The following is a 15,647-nucleotide window of genomic DNA, read 5'->3' as shown; positions in this document are numbered from 1 at the left end:
CTAAGCAAATTTATTTGATATTCAAGGTTCAGTCTTGGTATGATGGGGTTACATTAAACAACATTGTTGTTATAAAAAGGAGAGTAGACCATGGAAATGGATTTTAATTTGTTTATGAATGATGTAGTAGGTCAAGCTCGTCAAGAAATTGAATCTGCTGGCTATAAACAGCTTGCGACTCCAGAAGAAGTAGAGGGAGCATTGACAAAAGAAGGAACAACATTGGTTATGGTTAACTCTGTATGTGGTTGTGCAGGAGGAATCGCGCGTCCAGCAGCAGCACATGCCATCCACTTTGATAAACGTCCAGATCAATTAGTAACTGTTTTTGCAGGTCAAGACAAAGAGGCAACTGCAAAAGCTCGCAGCTATTTCACTGGTTACCCGCCATCATCACCATCTTTTGCTCTATTAAAAGATGGAAAACTGTTGACGATGGTTGAAAGACATGAAATAGAGGGACATGATCCTATGTCTGTTGTAAATAAACTGCAATCCTATTTTGACCAATATTGCGAAGAGGTTTAATCCTTTTATTAAACTAGGAAGCATACTCTGTTTCCTAGTTTTTTACTTTCTATTTTCGTTTTTATCTTGTATCGAGGGGAGTAAAAACCCCCTTATTGATTGAAGCTTTACTTTATCGTAAAAAGGTATTTTTTCTTTTTACATATGTAAAACTAAAGTGGTGGAGTGTGTTTACATATAATTTCATTATTACTTACATAGCAGTTAGGAGAAACAAAACATGTTTCGAATAGGATATCGTACGTTAAAAACTGGAGTCGGTACAGCGATTGCTATCAGCCTTGCTGAATGGCTTCAATTGGGAAACTTTGTTTCTGCAGGAATCATTACCATACTCTGTATTCAAAACACAAAGAAAAAATCAGTTAAAGCAGCTTGGACTAGGTTTCTTGCTTGCGTACTAGCAATGGTTTTTTCAACAGTGTTTTTCGAATTCATTGCTTATCATCCTTTTATAATAGGTCTTTTATTGCTTTTTTTTATCCCTACAACGGTGGCTGTAAAAGCAAAGGAAGGTATTGTAACAAGTATTGTTATTATTCTGCATATCTATTCAGCTGGAAATGTTACCTTACCTATGCTACTAAATGAGTTAGGTATTATTGTTGTCGGAATTGGTATTGCGCTGATTATGAATTTATATATGCCTAGTGTTGAAAATAAATTGGTGGATTATCAGGAGAAAGTTGAGGAGAATTTTCACCAAATCTTTTGTGAAATAATTAAATATTTACGAACCAATGACAGCAACTGGGATGGAAAAGAAATCACCGAAACAGAAAGGCTTTTACGTGAAGCAAAATCATTGGCATTTAAAGATGTTGAGAATCATTTCTTACGGAACGAAAACTTGTACTATCTTTATTTTAAAATGCGGGAAAGACAGTTTGATATTATTCAAAGAGTACTGCCAATTGTAACCTCCATTTCACTCACAGTTGAACAAGGAAGAAGAATAGCGGATTTTATGGAAGAATTGAGTGAAAATATTCATCCTGGAAACACAGCACTTCTTTATTTGAAAAAGTTATATGATATGAAAGTAGAATTTCAAGAGATGGAGCTTCCTAAAACCCGAGAAGAATTTGAAGCACGGGCAGCACTTTATCAATTTGTTTTGGAGATGGAGCAATATTTGTTAATCAAAAGTTCTTTTAAAGGAATAAAAAAGAATGAGAAAAACAAAAAAGATGTAAACTATGCATAAAGTGAAACTTCAATCAGTGGGGATCCCACCGATTGTTAGTTGAACCAATCGGGCTTTTATGCCTAAAAGTGGAGGCGACTGTCCAGCACCGACAAGCATAAGATGGACTGCGGAGTGGCGTAGTTTGCCACATAGCAAGCAGTACAGCTTATGACTCGAGGTGCTAGGAGCCGCAACTAGATACGGGCAGGTATCCCCCACCAAATCTTCTTTAATCCTCTCCAACGCTTGAGGTGGGGGGTACTGCCCGTTAATGCGGGATAACATGAAATAAAGGGTGATGTTATGCGGCTATTTCTTGCAATACTTCTAGTGACTTCACCGATTTGGCCTCTTGGGAGGAATCCGCTACCAGGAGATCCTTTTTTGATCGTGAATAAGACTAGCAATCAATTGGCTTTTATTGTGAATGGAGAAATTGAAAATACGTTCCAAGTAGGGACAGGCAAAACAACTGAATTAACACCTGAGGGTTTATTTAACGTTACAGTTAAAGCGAAAAATCCTTATTACAGGAAAAAGAATATACCTGGAGGTGACCCTAGAAACCCTTTAGGAACCCGATGGATTGGCTTCGATGCTAAGGGGACAGATGGAAGAATATATGGTATACACGGCACAAATCACCCGTCTAGCATTGGTAAATATATTTCTAATGGGTGCATTCGTATGCTAAGTTCTCAAGTAGAAATTCTTTATGAGAAAGTGCCAATTGGAACGAAAGTATATGTGGTCAAATCGAATAAAAGCTTTCAGGAGCTCGGTGAGGAGCAAGGTGCCCTGTGGTAATAAAAAAGGACTCGTTATAACGGGTCCTTTTTCTTATAGAAACATCGCTAAGCCAGTTAATACTGTTGTTGCAATCATGGCAATCAACATTAAAAATACAACAATCTTTTGGATTTTTTTATTGCGCATAATGTCTCTCCCTATCTCTTTTCATATAGTGAAAGGTAAAAAATTATTAAAGACATTTCTTATTTTACCGTGATTAGTATAGGAAGACAACCACTGGATAATTGTAATCGCTTTCTGAAATTAATAAAAAAAGCAGGGAATTCGACACCGTTCATCGAATGGTATTAAGGTCAACTATTGTATAACAGGGAGATGGTATAGATGAATGGTATCGACCATATTGGTATTGCAGTAAAGTCAATTGACGAGACGCTACCTTTTTATGAAAACGTATTAGGACTAAAGCTCCTAAAAATAGAAGAAGTGCATTCTCAAAATGTAAAGGTTGCTTTTATTGACGGAGGTAATGTAAAGCTAGAACTATTAGAGCCCTTAACAGATGAGGGGGGAGTTGCAAAGTTTATTGCAAAAAAAGGGGAAGGGATTCATCATGTTGCCTTTGGAGTCAAAGGAATTCAAGAGAGAATAGATGAATTAAAAGAGAAGGGCATTAACATGATTGATCATAAACCAAAGCCAGGTGCAGGAGGGGCACAAGTTGCTTTTATGCATCCAAAGTCTGGGCATGGTGTGCTATACGAATTATGCGACAAAGAAAAAACCGAGTAAGAAAATTTCACAAGCGACCGATGGGAGAGCAGATTCTTTTCTAGACAAAATTATCTTTGTCCACTTAATAAAGAAATAACTTCAATCGGTCTGTTCTAACCACAGAAGGGGGAATTCACAAATGGATATTTATGAAAAAATTAATGAACTTTATGATAAAAGAAGAGAAGTGGAGCTAGGCGGTGGAGATAAAAAGATTGCGAAGCAGCATGAAAAGGGGAAGTTAACAGCTAGAGAGCGGATTGACATTTTATTAGATCCAGATACTTTTGTGGAATTGAATCCTTTTATTGAACACCGTTGTAATGATTTTGGTCTTGATGGTGTCAACGGTCCTGGAGATGGTGTTGTCACAGGATACGGGAAAGTAGGTGGTCGCCCAATTTATTTGTTTTCACAAGACTTTACCGTATTTGGTGGTGCATTAGGTGAAATGCATGCGAAAAAGATTGCGCATGTAATGGACTTGGCTGTGAAAAACGGTGCTCCGTTTATTGGATTAAATGATTCAGGAGGAGCAAGAATCCAAGAGGGTGTTGTTTCCCTTGATGGTTACGGACATATTTTTTATCGAAATTCTGTTTATTCGGGAGTTATTCCGCAAATTTCCGTCATTATGGGGCCTTGTGCAGGTGGAGCGGTATATTCACCAGCGATTACCGATTTTGTTTTTATGGTAGATGAAACGAGTCAAATGTTTATTACTGGTCCGAAAGTAATTGAGACTGTAACTGGCGAGAAAATCAGTTCTGAAGATCTAGGAGGTTCAAAGGTACATAATTCCATTAGTGGAAATGCCCATTTTAGAGGGAAAACAGAGGAAGAAGTGCTTCAATCTGTCCGATTATTGTTAAGTTATTTGCCCCAAAGTAATGAAGAAAGGGCTCCTAAACTGGAAACCGATAAAGAGGATGATTATAGACCGAATTTAACGGACATAATTCCGTTTGACGCAATTCGTCCATATGATGTCAGAACGGTGATAAAAGAAATTGTTGATGAAGGAAGCTTTTTGGAGGTCCAAAGGGAATTTGCCAAAAATATTGTGATAGGATTAGCGAGAATAAAAGGTGAAGTTGTTGGGTTAGTATGTAATCAGCCAAAGTTTATGGCAGGAGGTCTTGATATTGACTCATCGGATAAAGCATCCCGCTTTATTCGTTTCTGTGATTCCTTTAATATTCCTCTCGTGACTTTTGAAGATGTTACAGGGTTTTTTCCTGGTATTAAACAGGAACATGGAGGGATCATTCGTCATGGTGCAAAAATCCTTTATGCCTATTCGGAAGCAACTGTCCCTAAAATTACTGTTATTTTAAGAAAAGCATACGGTGGTGCCTATGTTGCCTTAAACAGTAAATCTATTGGAGCAGACCTTGTTTATTCATGGCCTAATGCAGAAATTGCTGTAATGGGTCCACAAGGTGCAGCAAATATTATTTTTGCAAGAGAAATAGCCAGAAGCGATAATCCAGAAGAAATAAGGGAACAAAAAATAGAAGAATATCGAGAGAAATTTGCAAATCCTTACGTAGCAGCATCAATGGGAATGGTAGATGATGTTATCGATCCACGGGAAACTAGAATAAAATTGATTCAAGGTTTAGAGATGATGAGAAACAAAAAAGAAACAAGACCAAGTAAAAAGCATGGAAATATACCACTGTAAAATCTCATGAAAACCTTCTTTAGGCTATTTTCTAAAAATAGGCTATTGGTAGCAACGCTTACGTAGTCCATTTAGTTTTAGCGAGCACCATAATAAGGGGAAGCCACATAGTAAAGGGCTTCCTCTTTCTCTGTTCTTTCTATCGCAGGAACAGTATCTCATTTGTCCATCAAACCTATTAGCGATATAATAATGAGGTGATTACATATAGGGAGGATAGGAATATCCTTTGCATTTTTCACAGATATTTAGAATTGGGGGTTATTTAATGATTAATAATGATCGCGTACTCAATGAATTTTTAGAATTAGTACAAATTGATTCAGAAACAAAGTATGAAACAGAAATAGCTGGTATTTTGAAAAAGAAATTCACAGATTTAGGTGTTGAGGTTTACGAAGATGATACAAAAGATGTAACAGGCCATGGTGCAGGGAACTTAGTTTGTACACTACAAGGTACGAAAGAAGGTGTAGATACAATCTATTTCACTTCTCATATGGATACGGTTGTTCCTGCAAAAGGAGTAAAGCCTGAAGTGAAAGACGATGGTTATATTTATTCAGATGGTACGACAATTTTAGGAGCGGATGATAAAGCAGGTCTTGCTACAATGATTGAAGCTATTAAGGTGTTAAAAGAAAATAATATTTCTCATGGCACAATCCAATTTATTATTACAGCCGGCGAAGAATCCGGCCTTGTTGGAGCAAAGGCACTTGACTCATCTCTTGTAAAGGCGAAGTATGGTTTTGCTCTTGATAGTGACGGGAAAGTTGGAAATATTATTGTTGCTGCGCCAACACAAGCAAAGGTAAAAGCAACAATCCTTGGAAAAACAGCACATGCTGGCGTTGCACCAGAAAAAGGTGTTTCCGCCATCACCATTGCTTCAAAAGCAATTTCAAAAATGCCTCTTGGTCGTATAGATGAGGAAACGACGGCAAATATTGGCCGTTTTGAAGGTGGACAAGCAACGAATATTGTGTGTGATCGTGTAGATGTTTTAGCAGAAGCGAGATCCCTTGTTTCTGAAAAAATGGAAGCTCAAGTAGAGAAAATGAAAAATGCTTTTGAAACTACTGCAAGTGAGATGGGTGGAAAAGCAGAAGTTGATGTTCAAGTGATGTATCCTGGCTTCAAATTTGGAGAAGGAGATGAGGTAGTAGAAGTTGCAAAACGTGCTGCTGAAAAGATTGGTAGACCGAGTGAACTGTTAACTAGTGGCGGTGGTAGTGATGCTAATGTTATTGCTGGCTTTGGTGTACCAACAGTTAATCTTGCAGTAGGCTATGAAGAAATTCATACAACAAATGAAAGAATGCCAGTTGAAGAATTAGTAAAACTTTCTGAATTAGTTGTAGCAATTATTAAGGAAGTTGCTGGAGAATAAATTTATGTGTATGGGCTGATAATGGGCAGGTAACCATTATCAGCTCATTTTTATTCGTACTAGAAGCTTCTACTAAATTCTATTAAAAAAGAGAAATATCTCAGTACGTACAATTTAGCTATAGTTATGGTACATTAGATATACATAAAATGAAACTTCAATCAATGGGGGGCATCTCCTACTGATTGTTAGTTGAACTAATCGGGCATTTACGGGAAGTTACTCCCACCTACGCCTCTTTGATTTTCTAAATCTTAAGGTGGAGGTATTAATGCCTGTTAATGCGGAATAAAAGATGCTAATTGTTTGAGGAGGTTTAAATTAATGAGTAAAGTAGTCGTTTTTCATTCAGGGAAAGAGGATTATGCATTACCTATTGCCAACGTTATTTCTATTGAAAAGTTCTCACACGTGACACCTATCCCTCACTTACCCAAATTTGTAATGGGTCTTGTGAAAGCTCGGGGAGAGTTGGTTCCGGTAATTGACTTGGGAGCTGTCCTGTATGAACAGGTTTCTGAGCAAACAGAACACTTAAGGTTAATTGTAATACATTCGGAAACATTAAATGTTGGACTTCTTGTTCGAGAAGCAAAAGAAATTATTGATATACCATCTGATAATGTTAAAGATATTGGTTTGCTTGCTTATTCAAAAACAAAATATTTTTCCGGAGTTATTAATTTAGAAGATAGACTGATAACAATGATTGATCCCCATATATTAGTTGAATCACTAGAGGGTATAAAAGAAATCAAAGAGTACATAAATAGTCAAAAGGATGAAGTGAATCTATAATAGAAAGATTGATTTTTATGAATTCCTATTATCCAAAAAAAGGACGAGTCATCTTACATGTTGATATGAATAGTTTTTATGCATCTGTAGAAATGGCTTATAATCCTAGTCTTAAAGGAAAGCCACTTGCGATTGCAGGGGATCCACAAGAAAGAAAAGGGATAATTGTCACATGCAGCTATGAAGCAAGAAAATTTGGTGTGAAAACAACAATGCCTTTATGGGAAGCGAAAAAACTATGTCCGCAGCTAATTGTTAGAAAGCCTAATTTTGAACGATACCGTTCGGCTTCAAAAGGAATGTTTGAAATACTAAGAACATATTCCGATTTGGTTGAACCGGTATCCATTGACGAAGGGTATATGGATATTACAGCAAGCTACGAACTAGGAACTCCTTTAGAAATAGCAGATCGTATTCAAAAGCAAATAAAAAGTCAACTAGACCTACCATGCAGTATCGGGATTGCACCTAATAAATTTTTGGCAAAGACTGCCTCTGATATGAAAAAGCCGATGGGGATAACAGTTTTACGAAAAAGGGATATCGGGAAAAAATTATGGCCTCTTCCTATCATCGAGATGCATGGGGTCGGGAAAAAAACAGCAGAAAAGTTAAATCGTATTGGTGTCATGACAATTCAGGATCTTGTTCATGCTAACGATATTCAGCTGAAGTCATTATTGGGAATAAACGGCATCCGATTAAAGACAAGGGCTGCTGGGGAGGATAGTCGTCCGGTGGATCCCGATTCGATTTATGACTATAAAAGTATCGGCAATTCTACTACATTACCGAAAGATACGACTAATCAACAAGAGCTTCTCTATGTGCTAGAGAAGTTATCTGAAAAGGTTTCCTTGCGTCTGAAGCAAAAACAAATGTTAGCGACCACCATTCAATTAATGATTAGGAATAAAAAGAGAAAAACGATTACACGTAGTAAAAAAACTGAAAATCCCATCAATAAGACGGAAGATATATTTTTAATAGCCAAGAAATTATTTTTAGATCATTGGGATGGAAACCCTATTCGTTTATTAGGTGTAACAGGACAAGACTTAGTTGAAAAAAGTGAGGCATTTCAGCAGCTTGATATATTTTCTTTTGAAGTAGAAGCGAAAAAAGAACCACTCTATAATGTGTTGTCACAGTTACAGGAAAAATTCGGGAAAGATTCTATTTCTAGAGGTGTTCACACTACATCGCAAAAACCAGTGTCCAATAATAATGAAGATACAAGTTTCAATAAAGATTTTCTAAGGGAATGATATTGTTTTAATAAGGAAACGTTAAAGAATGAAAGTAGCAAAATGTGTATTAGTTGCACTAGAGAAGGAATCTTGTTAAATTAAAATGGACTTAAAAACCAAAGACTGTCTTAGATTTATGGGCAGTGAGTTCCTTGGGTAAGACTTAAAAAAGGGAACAACTACCCGTAAATGTTTGATTGTTTCTATTAACATGTAGTGGAGATAAAAAAACTCTCCATGGACTTTAAAGTTTCACTCTATTCTAGATACGAAGGGACGTTGACATATGTCACAGCAACAAATTGGTGTAATCGGTCTTGCCGTAATGGGAAAGAATCTGGCTTGGAATATTGAGAGCAGAGGTTATTCCGTTTCTGTTTATAACCGTTCAAGTGAAAAAACAGATGAGATGGTGAATGAATCTCAAGGGAAGAATGTTGTACCTACATATACTATTGAGGAGTTTGTAAACTCATTAGAAAAACCTAGAAAAATATTATTAATGGTTAAAGCAGGAAAGCCAACAGATGCTACGATTGAGCAACTAAAACCGCTTCTTGAAAAAGGAGATATCTTAATTGACGGTGGGAACACTTTCTTTGAAGACACGAGACGTCGTAACCACGAATTAAGTGAATTAGGTATTCATTTTATTGGTACAGGAGTTTCAGGTGGTGAAGAAGGGGCTCTTACTGGACCTTCTATTATGCCTGGTGGTCAAAAGGAAGCTTATGACTTAGTTGCTCCTATTTTAAAAGATATTGCTGCTAAAGTAGATGGAGATGCATGTACAACCTACATTGGCCCGGATGGTGCAGGACATTATGTGAAAATGGTTCATAATGGGATTGAGTATGGTGATATGCAATTAATCGCGGAATCCTATTTTCTAATGAAAAATGTATTAGGCTTTGGTGCAGATGAACTTCATGAAGTTTTCGCTGATTGGAACAAAGGTGAGTTAGATAGTTACCTAATTGAAATTACAGCGGATATTTTTACGAAAAAAGATGATGAAACAGGCAAACCAATGGTCGATGTTATTCTTGATAAAGCCGGGCAAAAAGGAACAGGTAAATGGACAAGCCAAAGTGCTTTAGATTTGGGAGTATCATTGCCAATTATTACAGAATCTGTATTTGCACGCTTTATTTCTGCGATCAAAGATGAGCGTGTAAAAGCGAGCAAAATGCTAAAAGGACCAGATACAAAAGGGTTTGAAGGTGATAAAAAAGCGTTTGTTGAATCCATTCGTAAAGCTCTCTATATGAGTAAAATTTGTTCTTATGCACAAGGATTTGCCCAAATGCGTTCAGCATCAGATGAATATGACTGGGATTTGCAGTACGGTGACATCGCTATGATTTTCCGAGGAGGCTGCATTATTCGTGCTCAATTCTTGCAAAAAATTAAAGATGCCTACGACCGTGAGTCAAATTTAACAAATCTATTGTTAGATACTTACTTTAAAGAGATAGTGGAAACCTATCAATATGCGCTTCGCGAGGTCGTTAGCATTGCTGTGCAGAACGGTATTCCAGTACCAGGCTTCTCTGCGGCATTGTCTTACTATGACAGCTATCGAACAGAAACATTGCCTGCAAACTTAATCCAGGCTCAACGTGACTACTTCGGTGCTCATACATATGAGCGTACGGATAAAGAAGGCATTTTCCATACAGAATGGCTTGACTGATTAATAAAATAGAACCCTTTCTGCTGATATTTAAGCAGAGAGGGTTTTTGTTTTAGTTACAATAGTTAGGAAAGTTTGGGGTGTGTCATTCAAAATAGGCTGTTTTCGTAAAGGTTGTTGTTTGTGGGCAGGGGACCGTTCCTTTCTGCTGCAGGCACTAGACTCTTGTCGAGCCTCTTAGAAAAGCGGAAGTGGCTTGCCCAGCTTGCTGGAGCCAGAGACACCCATTCCCAGTCTTGCGCGGTCTCGACTTTTCCTCTCTATCCCACGGGGGTCAAGTACCTTCCGCTCTATGTTTTCAATTGTTGTTAAAAGCAACAATTTTTTGGAAGGCAGCCAAATAAAAAGCCAGCTCTTAAGTAAATAAACTTAAGAGCCGGCTTTTTGTTTACTAGCATTGGTCAACGTCTAAATTTTCTACTGGCCACCAGAAGAAACCATCTTTGGCAAGCAATTGATCGGCTTCTTTAGGTCCCATGGTCCCTGCTTCATAGTTAGGGAAATGTTGTTCACGGGTATTTTCCCAGTAGTCGGAAATTTTGTCGACGAAAGCCCAAGAGAGTTTTACTTCATCCCAATGAGTGAAGTTTGTGGCATCTCCGCGCATGCAATCATGTAATAATTTTTCGTATGCTTCCGGTGTATTCATACCATCGAAACTGTTGTTGGCAAAGTTCAATTTAACCGGTGTTGTTTCAATATTTTGACCTGACTTTTTGGCATTGAGATGCAATGTTATGCCTTCCTCTGGTTGGATGTGAATAACCAGCAAATTAGGAGACATTGAATTGTCTTTATTATAATAAAGGTTCATTGGTATATCTTTGAACTGAATGACAATCTTTGTTGACTTGGCTTCCATTCTTTTTCCTGTCCGTATGTAAAAGGGAACACCGGCCCAACGGAAATTATCAATGCTCAGTTTTCCTGCTACATATGTTTCCGTATTTGACTGCTCATCAACATTGTCTTCTTCACGATAACCTTTTACCTTACCATCCACTGTTACACCAGGGCCATATTGACCACGAACAAAATTTTCTTTTACTTCTTCCTCATTATACGAATGAAGTGATCTAAATACTCTAACCTTTTCACTGCGAATTTCATCTGTTGTTAATTTAATTGGAGGTTCCATTGCAAGCAATGCAACCATTTGCATCATATGGTTTTGTACCATGTCTCGTAATGCACCGCTTTTTTCATAATATCTACCGCGTTCTTCTACACCAAGTTCTTCGGAAGAAGTGATTTGGATATTTGAGATGTATCGGTTATTCCAAAGTGGTTCAAAAAGGGCATTTGCAAATCGAATGACTTCAATGTTTTGTACCATTTCTTTTCCTAAATAATGGTCAATACGATAGATTTGATCTTCGGAAAATGACTCGCGAATTTGCATATTTAATTCTTCTGCAGATTCTAAATCGTGTCCAAATGGTTTTTCAATGACTAACCGCTGGAATCCATCTGTGTTTGTTAAACCATCTTGTTTTAAATGATCTGTAATCGTACCAAAAAACTCAGGGGCCATTGCTAAGTAGAAAATGCGGTTACCATTAAGGCCATATGAATTGTCTAGTTCATCAGCTAAATCTTTTAAAGCACGGTAAGAGTCACTATCAGAAACGTCATGTGATTGATAATGAAAATGGGAAACGAACTCTTTAATATCTTCATTTTTCCCTAATGCATTATGTACAGATGTTTCTACATGGTCTTTAAATTGTTCGTTTGTCCAGTCGCGTCGTGCAACACCGACTACAGCAAACTTTTTCGAGATTTTCCCTTTCCGGAATAGATGGTAAAGGGATGGATATAATTTTCTTTTTGCTAAATCACCTGTTGCTCCGAATATCATAATAAGAGAAGAAGGTGTGTTGGTATTATTCACAGTAACGACCTCGCTTTTTTACTCTTGTCTATTGCTTTTGGTTTAAAAATTGTTTCATAAAAATGTATCCTGTACAATTATATAATTTTAAAGATTCTAGAAGTAATAAGCAAATTATATGCTGATGAATTTTTCTAACAAAGTATCTTCATGCTTATGATGGCTTTATTTTTAAATCTTATAACCATTTCTCTACTCTAAAATATTGGACATATAGGAGAAAGGCATCTTTTGTAGATATTATGCTATGATAGAAGCACATTTTATTGATGACAGGAGTGACTGCTTTGGAATTGTTGTTTTTAGGGACGGGTGCAGGTGTTCCAGCAAAGCTACGAAATGTAACAAGCATTGCCTTAAAATTATTAGAGGAAAGAGGTACTGTATGGCTTTTTGATTGTGGAGAAGCTACACAGCACCAAATTTTACATACATCATTGAAACCACGAAGAATTGAAAAAATCTTTATTACTCATTTACACGGTGATCATATATACGGACTACCGGGTTTATTGGGGAGTAGATCGTTTCAAGGCGGGGATTCATTACTGACGGTATACGGTCCAAAAGGAATTAAAGAATTTATTGATGTATCTTTATCGGTAAGCGGTACCCATCTACAGTACCCACTTGACATTAGAGAAATTGAAGAAGGTGTTGTGTTTGAGGACGAGTATTTCCTTGTCATAGCCAAAAAATTAGATCATGCCCTTCCTACATTAGGTTATCGAGTAGTGGAAAAAGATAAGCATGGTAAGTTGCAGGTAGATCGATTAAAAGAAAGAGGGATTTCACCGGGGCCATTATATAAAAAATTGAAAAATGGTGAGAGTGTGACACTCGAAAATGGAACCGTCCTGCATGGCAAGGAATTTCTGGGACCAAATATTAAAGGGAGAGTCGTCACGATACTTGGAGATACGCGCCCATGTCAAGAAGCTATTGAACTTGGAAAATCAGCTAATCTACTTGTTCATGAGGCGACATTTAATAGAGGACAAGCAAAGATGGCACATGACTACTATCATTCGACAACCGAGCAGGCTGCTGAAGTAGCAAAGCAAGCTGGAGTAGCAATGCTTTATCTTACACATATAAGTTCTAGGTTTGGGAAAGAAAGCTGGAAGGAGCTGCAAGAAGAGGCACGGGGAATTTTTGAGAATAGTTATATAGCTGAAGATTTATTGGAAGTGGAGATACCAAATAAATAAGCTAGTTGAGGAAAAAATAATGAAAAAAGAGCTAAGGGGCTCTTTTTTCTTGAAAGACTTCTCTACTATGAGCAAACAATTTCTCTTGAGTATTTTTCCTCGTTATAATGAATGAACGCTTTGTCGTAAAAGATTCTAATTGAAAAAATAGGTTGAAATAGAACCTACTTGGGTACAAATATATAGAAGTTACTAGCATAAGGTTGTTGATAAGATGAAACATTTACATATTAGACATCACTGGCTTGGAAGGCTGGTGGCTTCTGATCCTGGTCGAAAAAGGTTACAGCAAGCAGGGAAAGCCACCCTTAGTTTAATCTCCGCCATTTTTACTACACTATTTATTTTAAAGATGGTCGGACAGGATACGATTACTCCTGCTATCGTTTCGGGAATGGCTGGAATGCTCGGTATTATGAATGTTATGGACGAGACAGAGAGGAAAAAAAAAATCACTACGCTTTTATTGGGAATCTCCGCAATGGTTGGAATTAGTATTGGTTCCCTATTAGCGGGAAATGCCTATTATATTGATACCTTAATGATTTTGATTACATTTAGTGCATTTTATTTTACTCGATTCGGTATAAGATATTTTTCCCTTTCTATGATTGGATTTATGACAGTTTATATTTCTTCCGTATTAAACTTATCTACCAATCAGCTGCCATGGTTTTACATGGGAATCGCTTTCGGAATTTTCTATGCGTTTCTTTATAACTTTATTCTTTTTAAAGACTCCGCTCATATTTTAAAAAGAAGCATGCGTTCTTTTCATATTCAAACAAATTTAACTTTTAATATTTTAATAAAAGTTATTGAAGATCCTGAATTTAATCAAAAACGAATGAAAAACCTAGAGAAAAATGTTCGAAAGACCAGCGAATATGCCAGAACCGTTTCGGGTGATTTGAATGCGCATGATGTAAAAAAGGTGTGGCCAGGACTTGAAACTTCTCAAGTACGGTTGTATGTTTTTGATGCGGAAATGCTTGTAGAGACTTTGACAGACTCTGTAAGCCGGTTGAAAAAGGCGGAGGCATTTGAAATAGAAGAACTAAAACGATTGCTTGTATGGGTTGTTCAGTCTTTACGAAATGTGGAGGTGCTCTCTCAAGGTTACGAAAAACAGTACTTAGAAGAAACAGAAAAAGCAGTTCAGGCTCTTCGTTTGGTGCTTGCGGATTTGTTGAGTAGAGATGAACAGCCAAAAGGATGGATTTATTTAATTAGGAGGATTGAGTCTATTGCTAATCATATAATTGAAGCAGCAATGGAAATTCAAAAATCTCTTCCTATAAAAGAGCTAGAGGAAGACCGTACCAAAAAAATCGCCACAGAAGAGAAGGAAGAATCGGATTCAGAAGAGAAAAAGGAAGAGGAGAAAGGGGTAAAACAGTCCACCAAAAAGGCTTTTCAGGCTTTAGTTGCAAGTACTTTAGCGGTAATTGTTGGTCAGATAATATCCCCTACCCAACCATATTGGGTACTTCTTACAACATTTATTGTATTGCTTGGAACGGCATCCGTTGGCAGGACGTATACGAAAGCATTTGATCGGTCTTTTGGAACTATTTTAGGGGCGGCAATTGGATTTCTGGTGGCAAAGCTTGTTTCTGATCATGCTGTAATGGAAGTTGTTCTTATATTTTTAGTAGTCTTTCTTTCGTTTTACTTGTTTGCAGTATCCTATACATTAATGAGCCTATTTATCACAATGTTAATCGCATTTATGTATGACATTTTACTTGGCGGAATAACCTTCACTCTGCTAGGTGCTAGAGTAATCGATACTATAGCCGGTGCAGCTATTGCTCTTTTAGTTTCAGCGGTCATTTTTCCAAAGAAAACAAAAGATAAAGTCGCAGACACGCTTGATGAATTTCTAGTAGAATTGCTGCCTTATGTAACAGATTATGTAAGAAGCTTTAGAGAAGATATCGATGTAAAGGGACTTGCGGACAAAGCGTTTGCGATGGACCTTAAACTTCAATCGATAAAGGATGAAGCCTACTCACTTGTTAATAGACCTGGAGGACTTAGTCATTCAGGAATCGCGCGGTGGATAACCATTTTTACGGCAATTAATTATTATTCCAAACATTTAGTCGCTTCTTCGTACAGGAAAAACTTTGACTATCCTGCAGATTTAGTAAAAGTATTCGAACAAATGGAAGAAAAGTTAGAGCATAATATCAATTTGTTAAGAACACTTATTACAGAAAAAGAACGTGAGGGCAAATTATACAGCTTAATTGATGAGCGAGAAAAAATTGAAAGACTTACTCCGAGTAGGAATCAATCCCATCTTGATTTGATTCACCATCTTTATTACGTATGGAGAATAAATCAATCTATTGTAACCCTAGGAGTGGATCTAGGAGGGAAAGAAGTAAAGGAACGGCTGACCCAAAAACAGTAAGCTTTAAGGTCAGTCGTTTTTGTTAAAGTTGATGGATTGCAAAGTATTA

General features: G+C 37.2%; 13 protein-coding genes. 11 read left to right on the top strand and 2 right to left on the bottom strand.

Annotated features, from left to right (window positions below):
• Positions 1-90: 90 nt before the first annotated feature.
• The 3 genes from ACFSUL_RS02490 (at position 91) to ACFSUL_RS02480 (ending at position 2,524) form a co-directional block, all read left to right on the top strand.
• A complete protein-coding gene (locus ACFSUL_RS02490) occupies positions 91-528 on the top strand; it encodes a BrxA/BrxB family bacilliredoxin (protein ID WP_071411391.1) in 438 nt (145 codons plus the stop codon).
• Between the two features lie 220 nt (positions 529-748).
• Complete coding sequence (locus ACFSUL_RS02485; protein ID WP_377932385.1) at positions 749-1,735, top strand: aromatic acid exporter family protein; 987 nt, start codon at positions 749-751, stop codon at positions 1,733-1,735.
• Between the two features lie 285 nt (positions 1,736-2,020).
• Entirely contained in the window at positions 2,021-2,524 is a 504-nt protein-coding gene (locus ACFSUL_RS02480) for a L,D-transpeptidase (RefSeq protein WP_377932383.1), read from the top strand.
• Positions 2,525-2,557: 33 nt separating this feature from the next.
• Here the strand turns inward: ACFSUL_RS02480 and prli42 are convergent, their stop codons facing one another.
• Complete coding sequence (gene prli42 / locus ACFSUL_RS02475; RefSeq protein WP_377932381.1) at positions 2,558-2,653, bottom strand: stressosome-associated protein Prli42; 96 nt, start codon at positions 2,651-2,653, stop codon at positions 2,558-2,560.
• A 201-nt stretch (positions 2,654-2,854) separates the two neighbouring features.
• Between prli42 and mce the strand changes: the two genes are divergently transcribed.
• The 6 genes from mce to gndA all read left to right on the top strand — a co-directional run bounded on the left by mce (position 2,855) and on the right by gndA (position 10,071).
• On the top strand, positions 2,855-3,262 hold the full coding sequence (mce, locus tag ACFSUL_RS02470) for a methylmalonyl-CoA epimerase (protein WP_377932379.1): 408 nt from the start codon (positions 2,855-2,857) through the stop codon (positions 3,260-3,262).
• A 121-nt stretch (positions 3,263-3,383) separates the two neighbouring features.
• The gene (locus ACFSUL_RS02465; protein ID WP_377932377.1) at positions 3,384-4,931 is read left to right on the top strand and encodes an acyl-CoA carboxylase subunit beta; all 1,548 of its coding nucleotides are present in this window, start codon (positions 3,384-3,386) and stop codon (positions 4,929-4,931) included.
• 268 nt (positions 4,932-5,199) lie between these two features.
• Positions 5,200-6,324 (top strand): tripeptidase T, encoded by a 1,125-nt coding sequence (locus ACFSUL_RS02460; RefSeq protein WP_071411396.1) that lies wholly within the window; start codon positions 5,200-5,202, stop codon positions 6,322-6,324.
• Positions 6,325-6,648: 324 nt separating this feature from the next.
• A complete protein-coding gene (locus tag ACFSUL_RS02455; protein WP_071411397.1) occupies positions 6,649-7,122 on the top strand; it encodes a chemotaxis protein CheW in 474 nt (157 codons plus the stop codon).
• 17 nt (positions 7,123-7,139) lie between these two features.
• A complete protein-coding gene (locus tag ACFSUL_RS02450; RefSeq protein ID WP_071411398.1) occupies positions 7,140-8,393 on the top strand; it encodes a DNA polymerase IV in 1,254 nt (417 codons plus the stop codon).
• Positions 8,394-8,661: 268 nt separating this feature from the next.
• Positions 8,662-10,071 carry an NADP-dependent phosphogluconate dehydrogenase gene (gene gndA, locus ACFSUL_RS02445; RefSeq protein WP_071411399.1) on the top strand — a complete coding sequence of 470 codons (1,410 nt, stop codon included), beginning with the start codon at positions 8,662-8,664 and terminating at the stop codon, positions 10,069-10,071.
• A gap of 391 nt (positions 10,072-10,462) precedes the next feature.
• On the opposite strand, the gene zwf is transcribed toward gndA, so the two are convergent.
• On the bottom strand, positions 10,463-11,965 hold the full coding sequence (zwf, locus tag ACFSUL_RS02440; RefSeq protein WP_377932374.1) for a glucose-6-phosphate dehydrogenase: 1,503 nt from the start codon (positions 11,963-11,965) through the stop codon (positions 10,463-10,465).
• 287 nt (positions 11,966-12,252) lie between these two features.
• Between zwf and rnz the strand changes: the two genes are divergently transcribed.
• Both rnz and ACFSUL_RS02430 read left to right on the top strand, forming a co-directional pair.
• Positions 12,253-13,176: a ribonuclease Z gene (rnz, locus tag ACFSUL_RS02435; protein WP_071411400.1), complete on the top strand. Its 924-nt coding sequence runs from the start codon at positions 12,253-12,255 to the stop codon at positions 13,174-13,176.
• A 214-nt stretch (positions 13,177-13,390) separates the two neighbouring features.
• Entirely contained in the window at positions 13,391-15,598 is a 2,208-nt protein-coding gene (locus ACFSUL_RS02430; protein WP_377932372.1) for an FUSC family protein, read from the top strand.
• Positions 15,599-15,647: the final 49 nt, after the last annotated feature.

The sequence above is a fragment of the Bacillus seohaeanensis genome, from assembly GCF_042684945.1.
Taxonomy (GTDB): Bacteria; Bacillota; Bacilli; order Bacillales; family Bacillaceae_B; genus Rossellomorea; species Rossellomorea seohaeanensis.
This window is presented reverse-complemented; position numbering and strand designations above follow the sequence as displayed.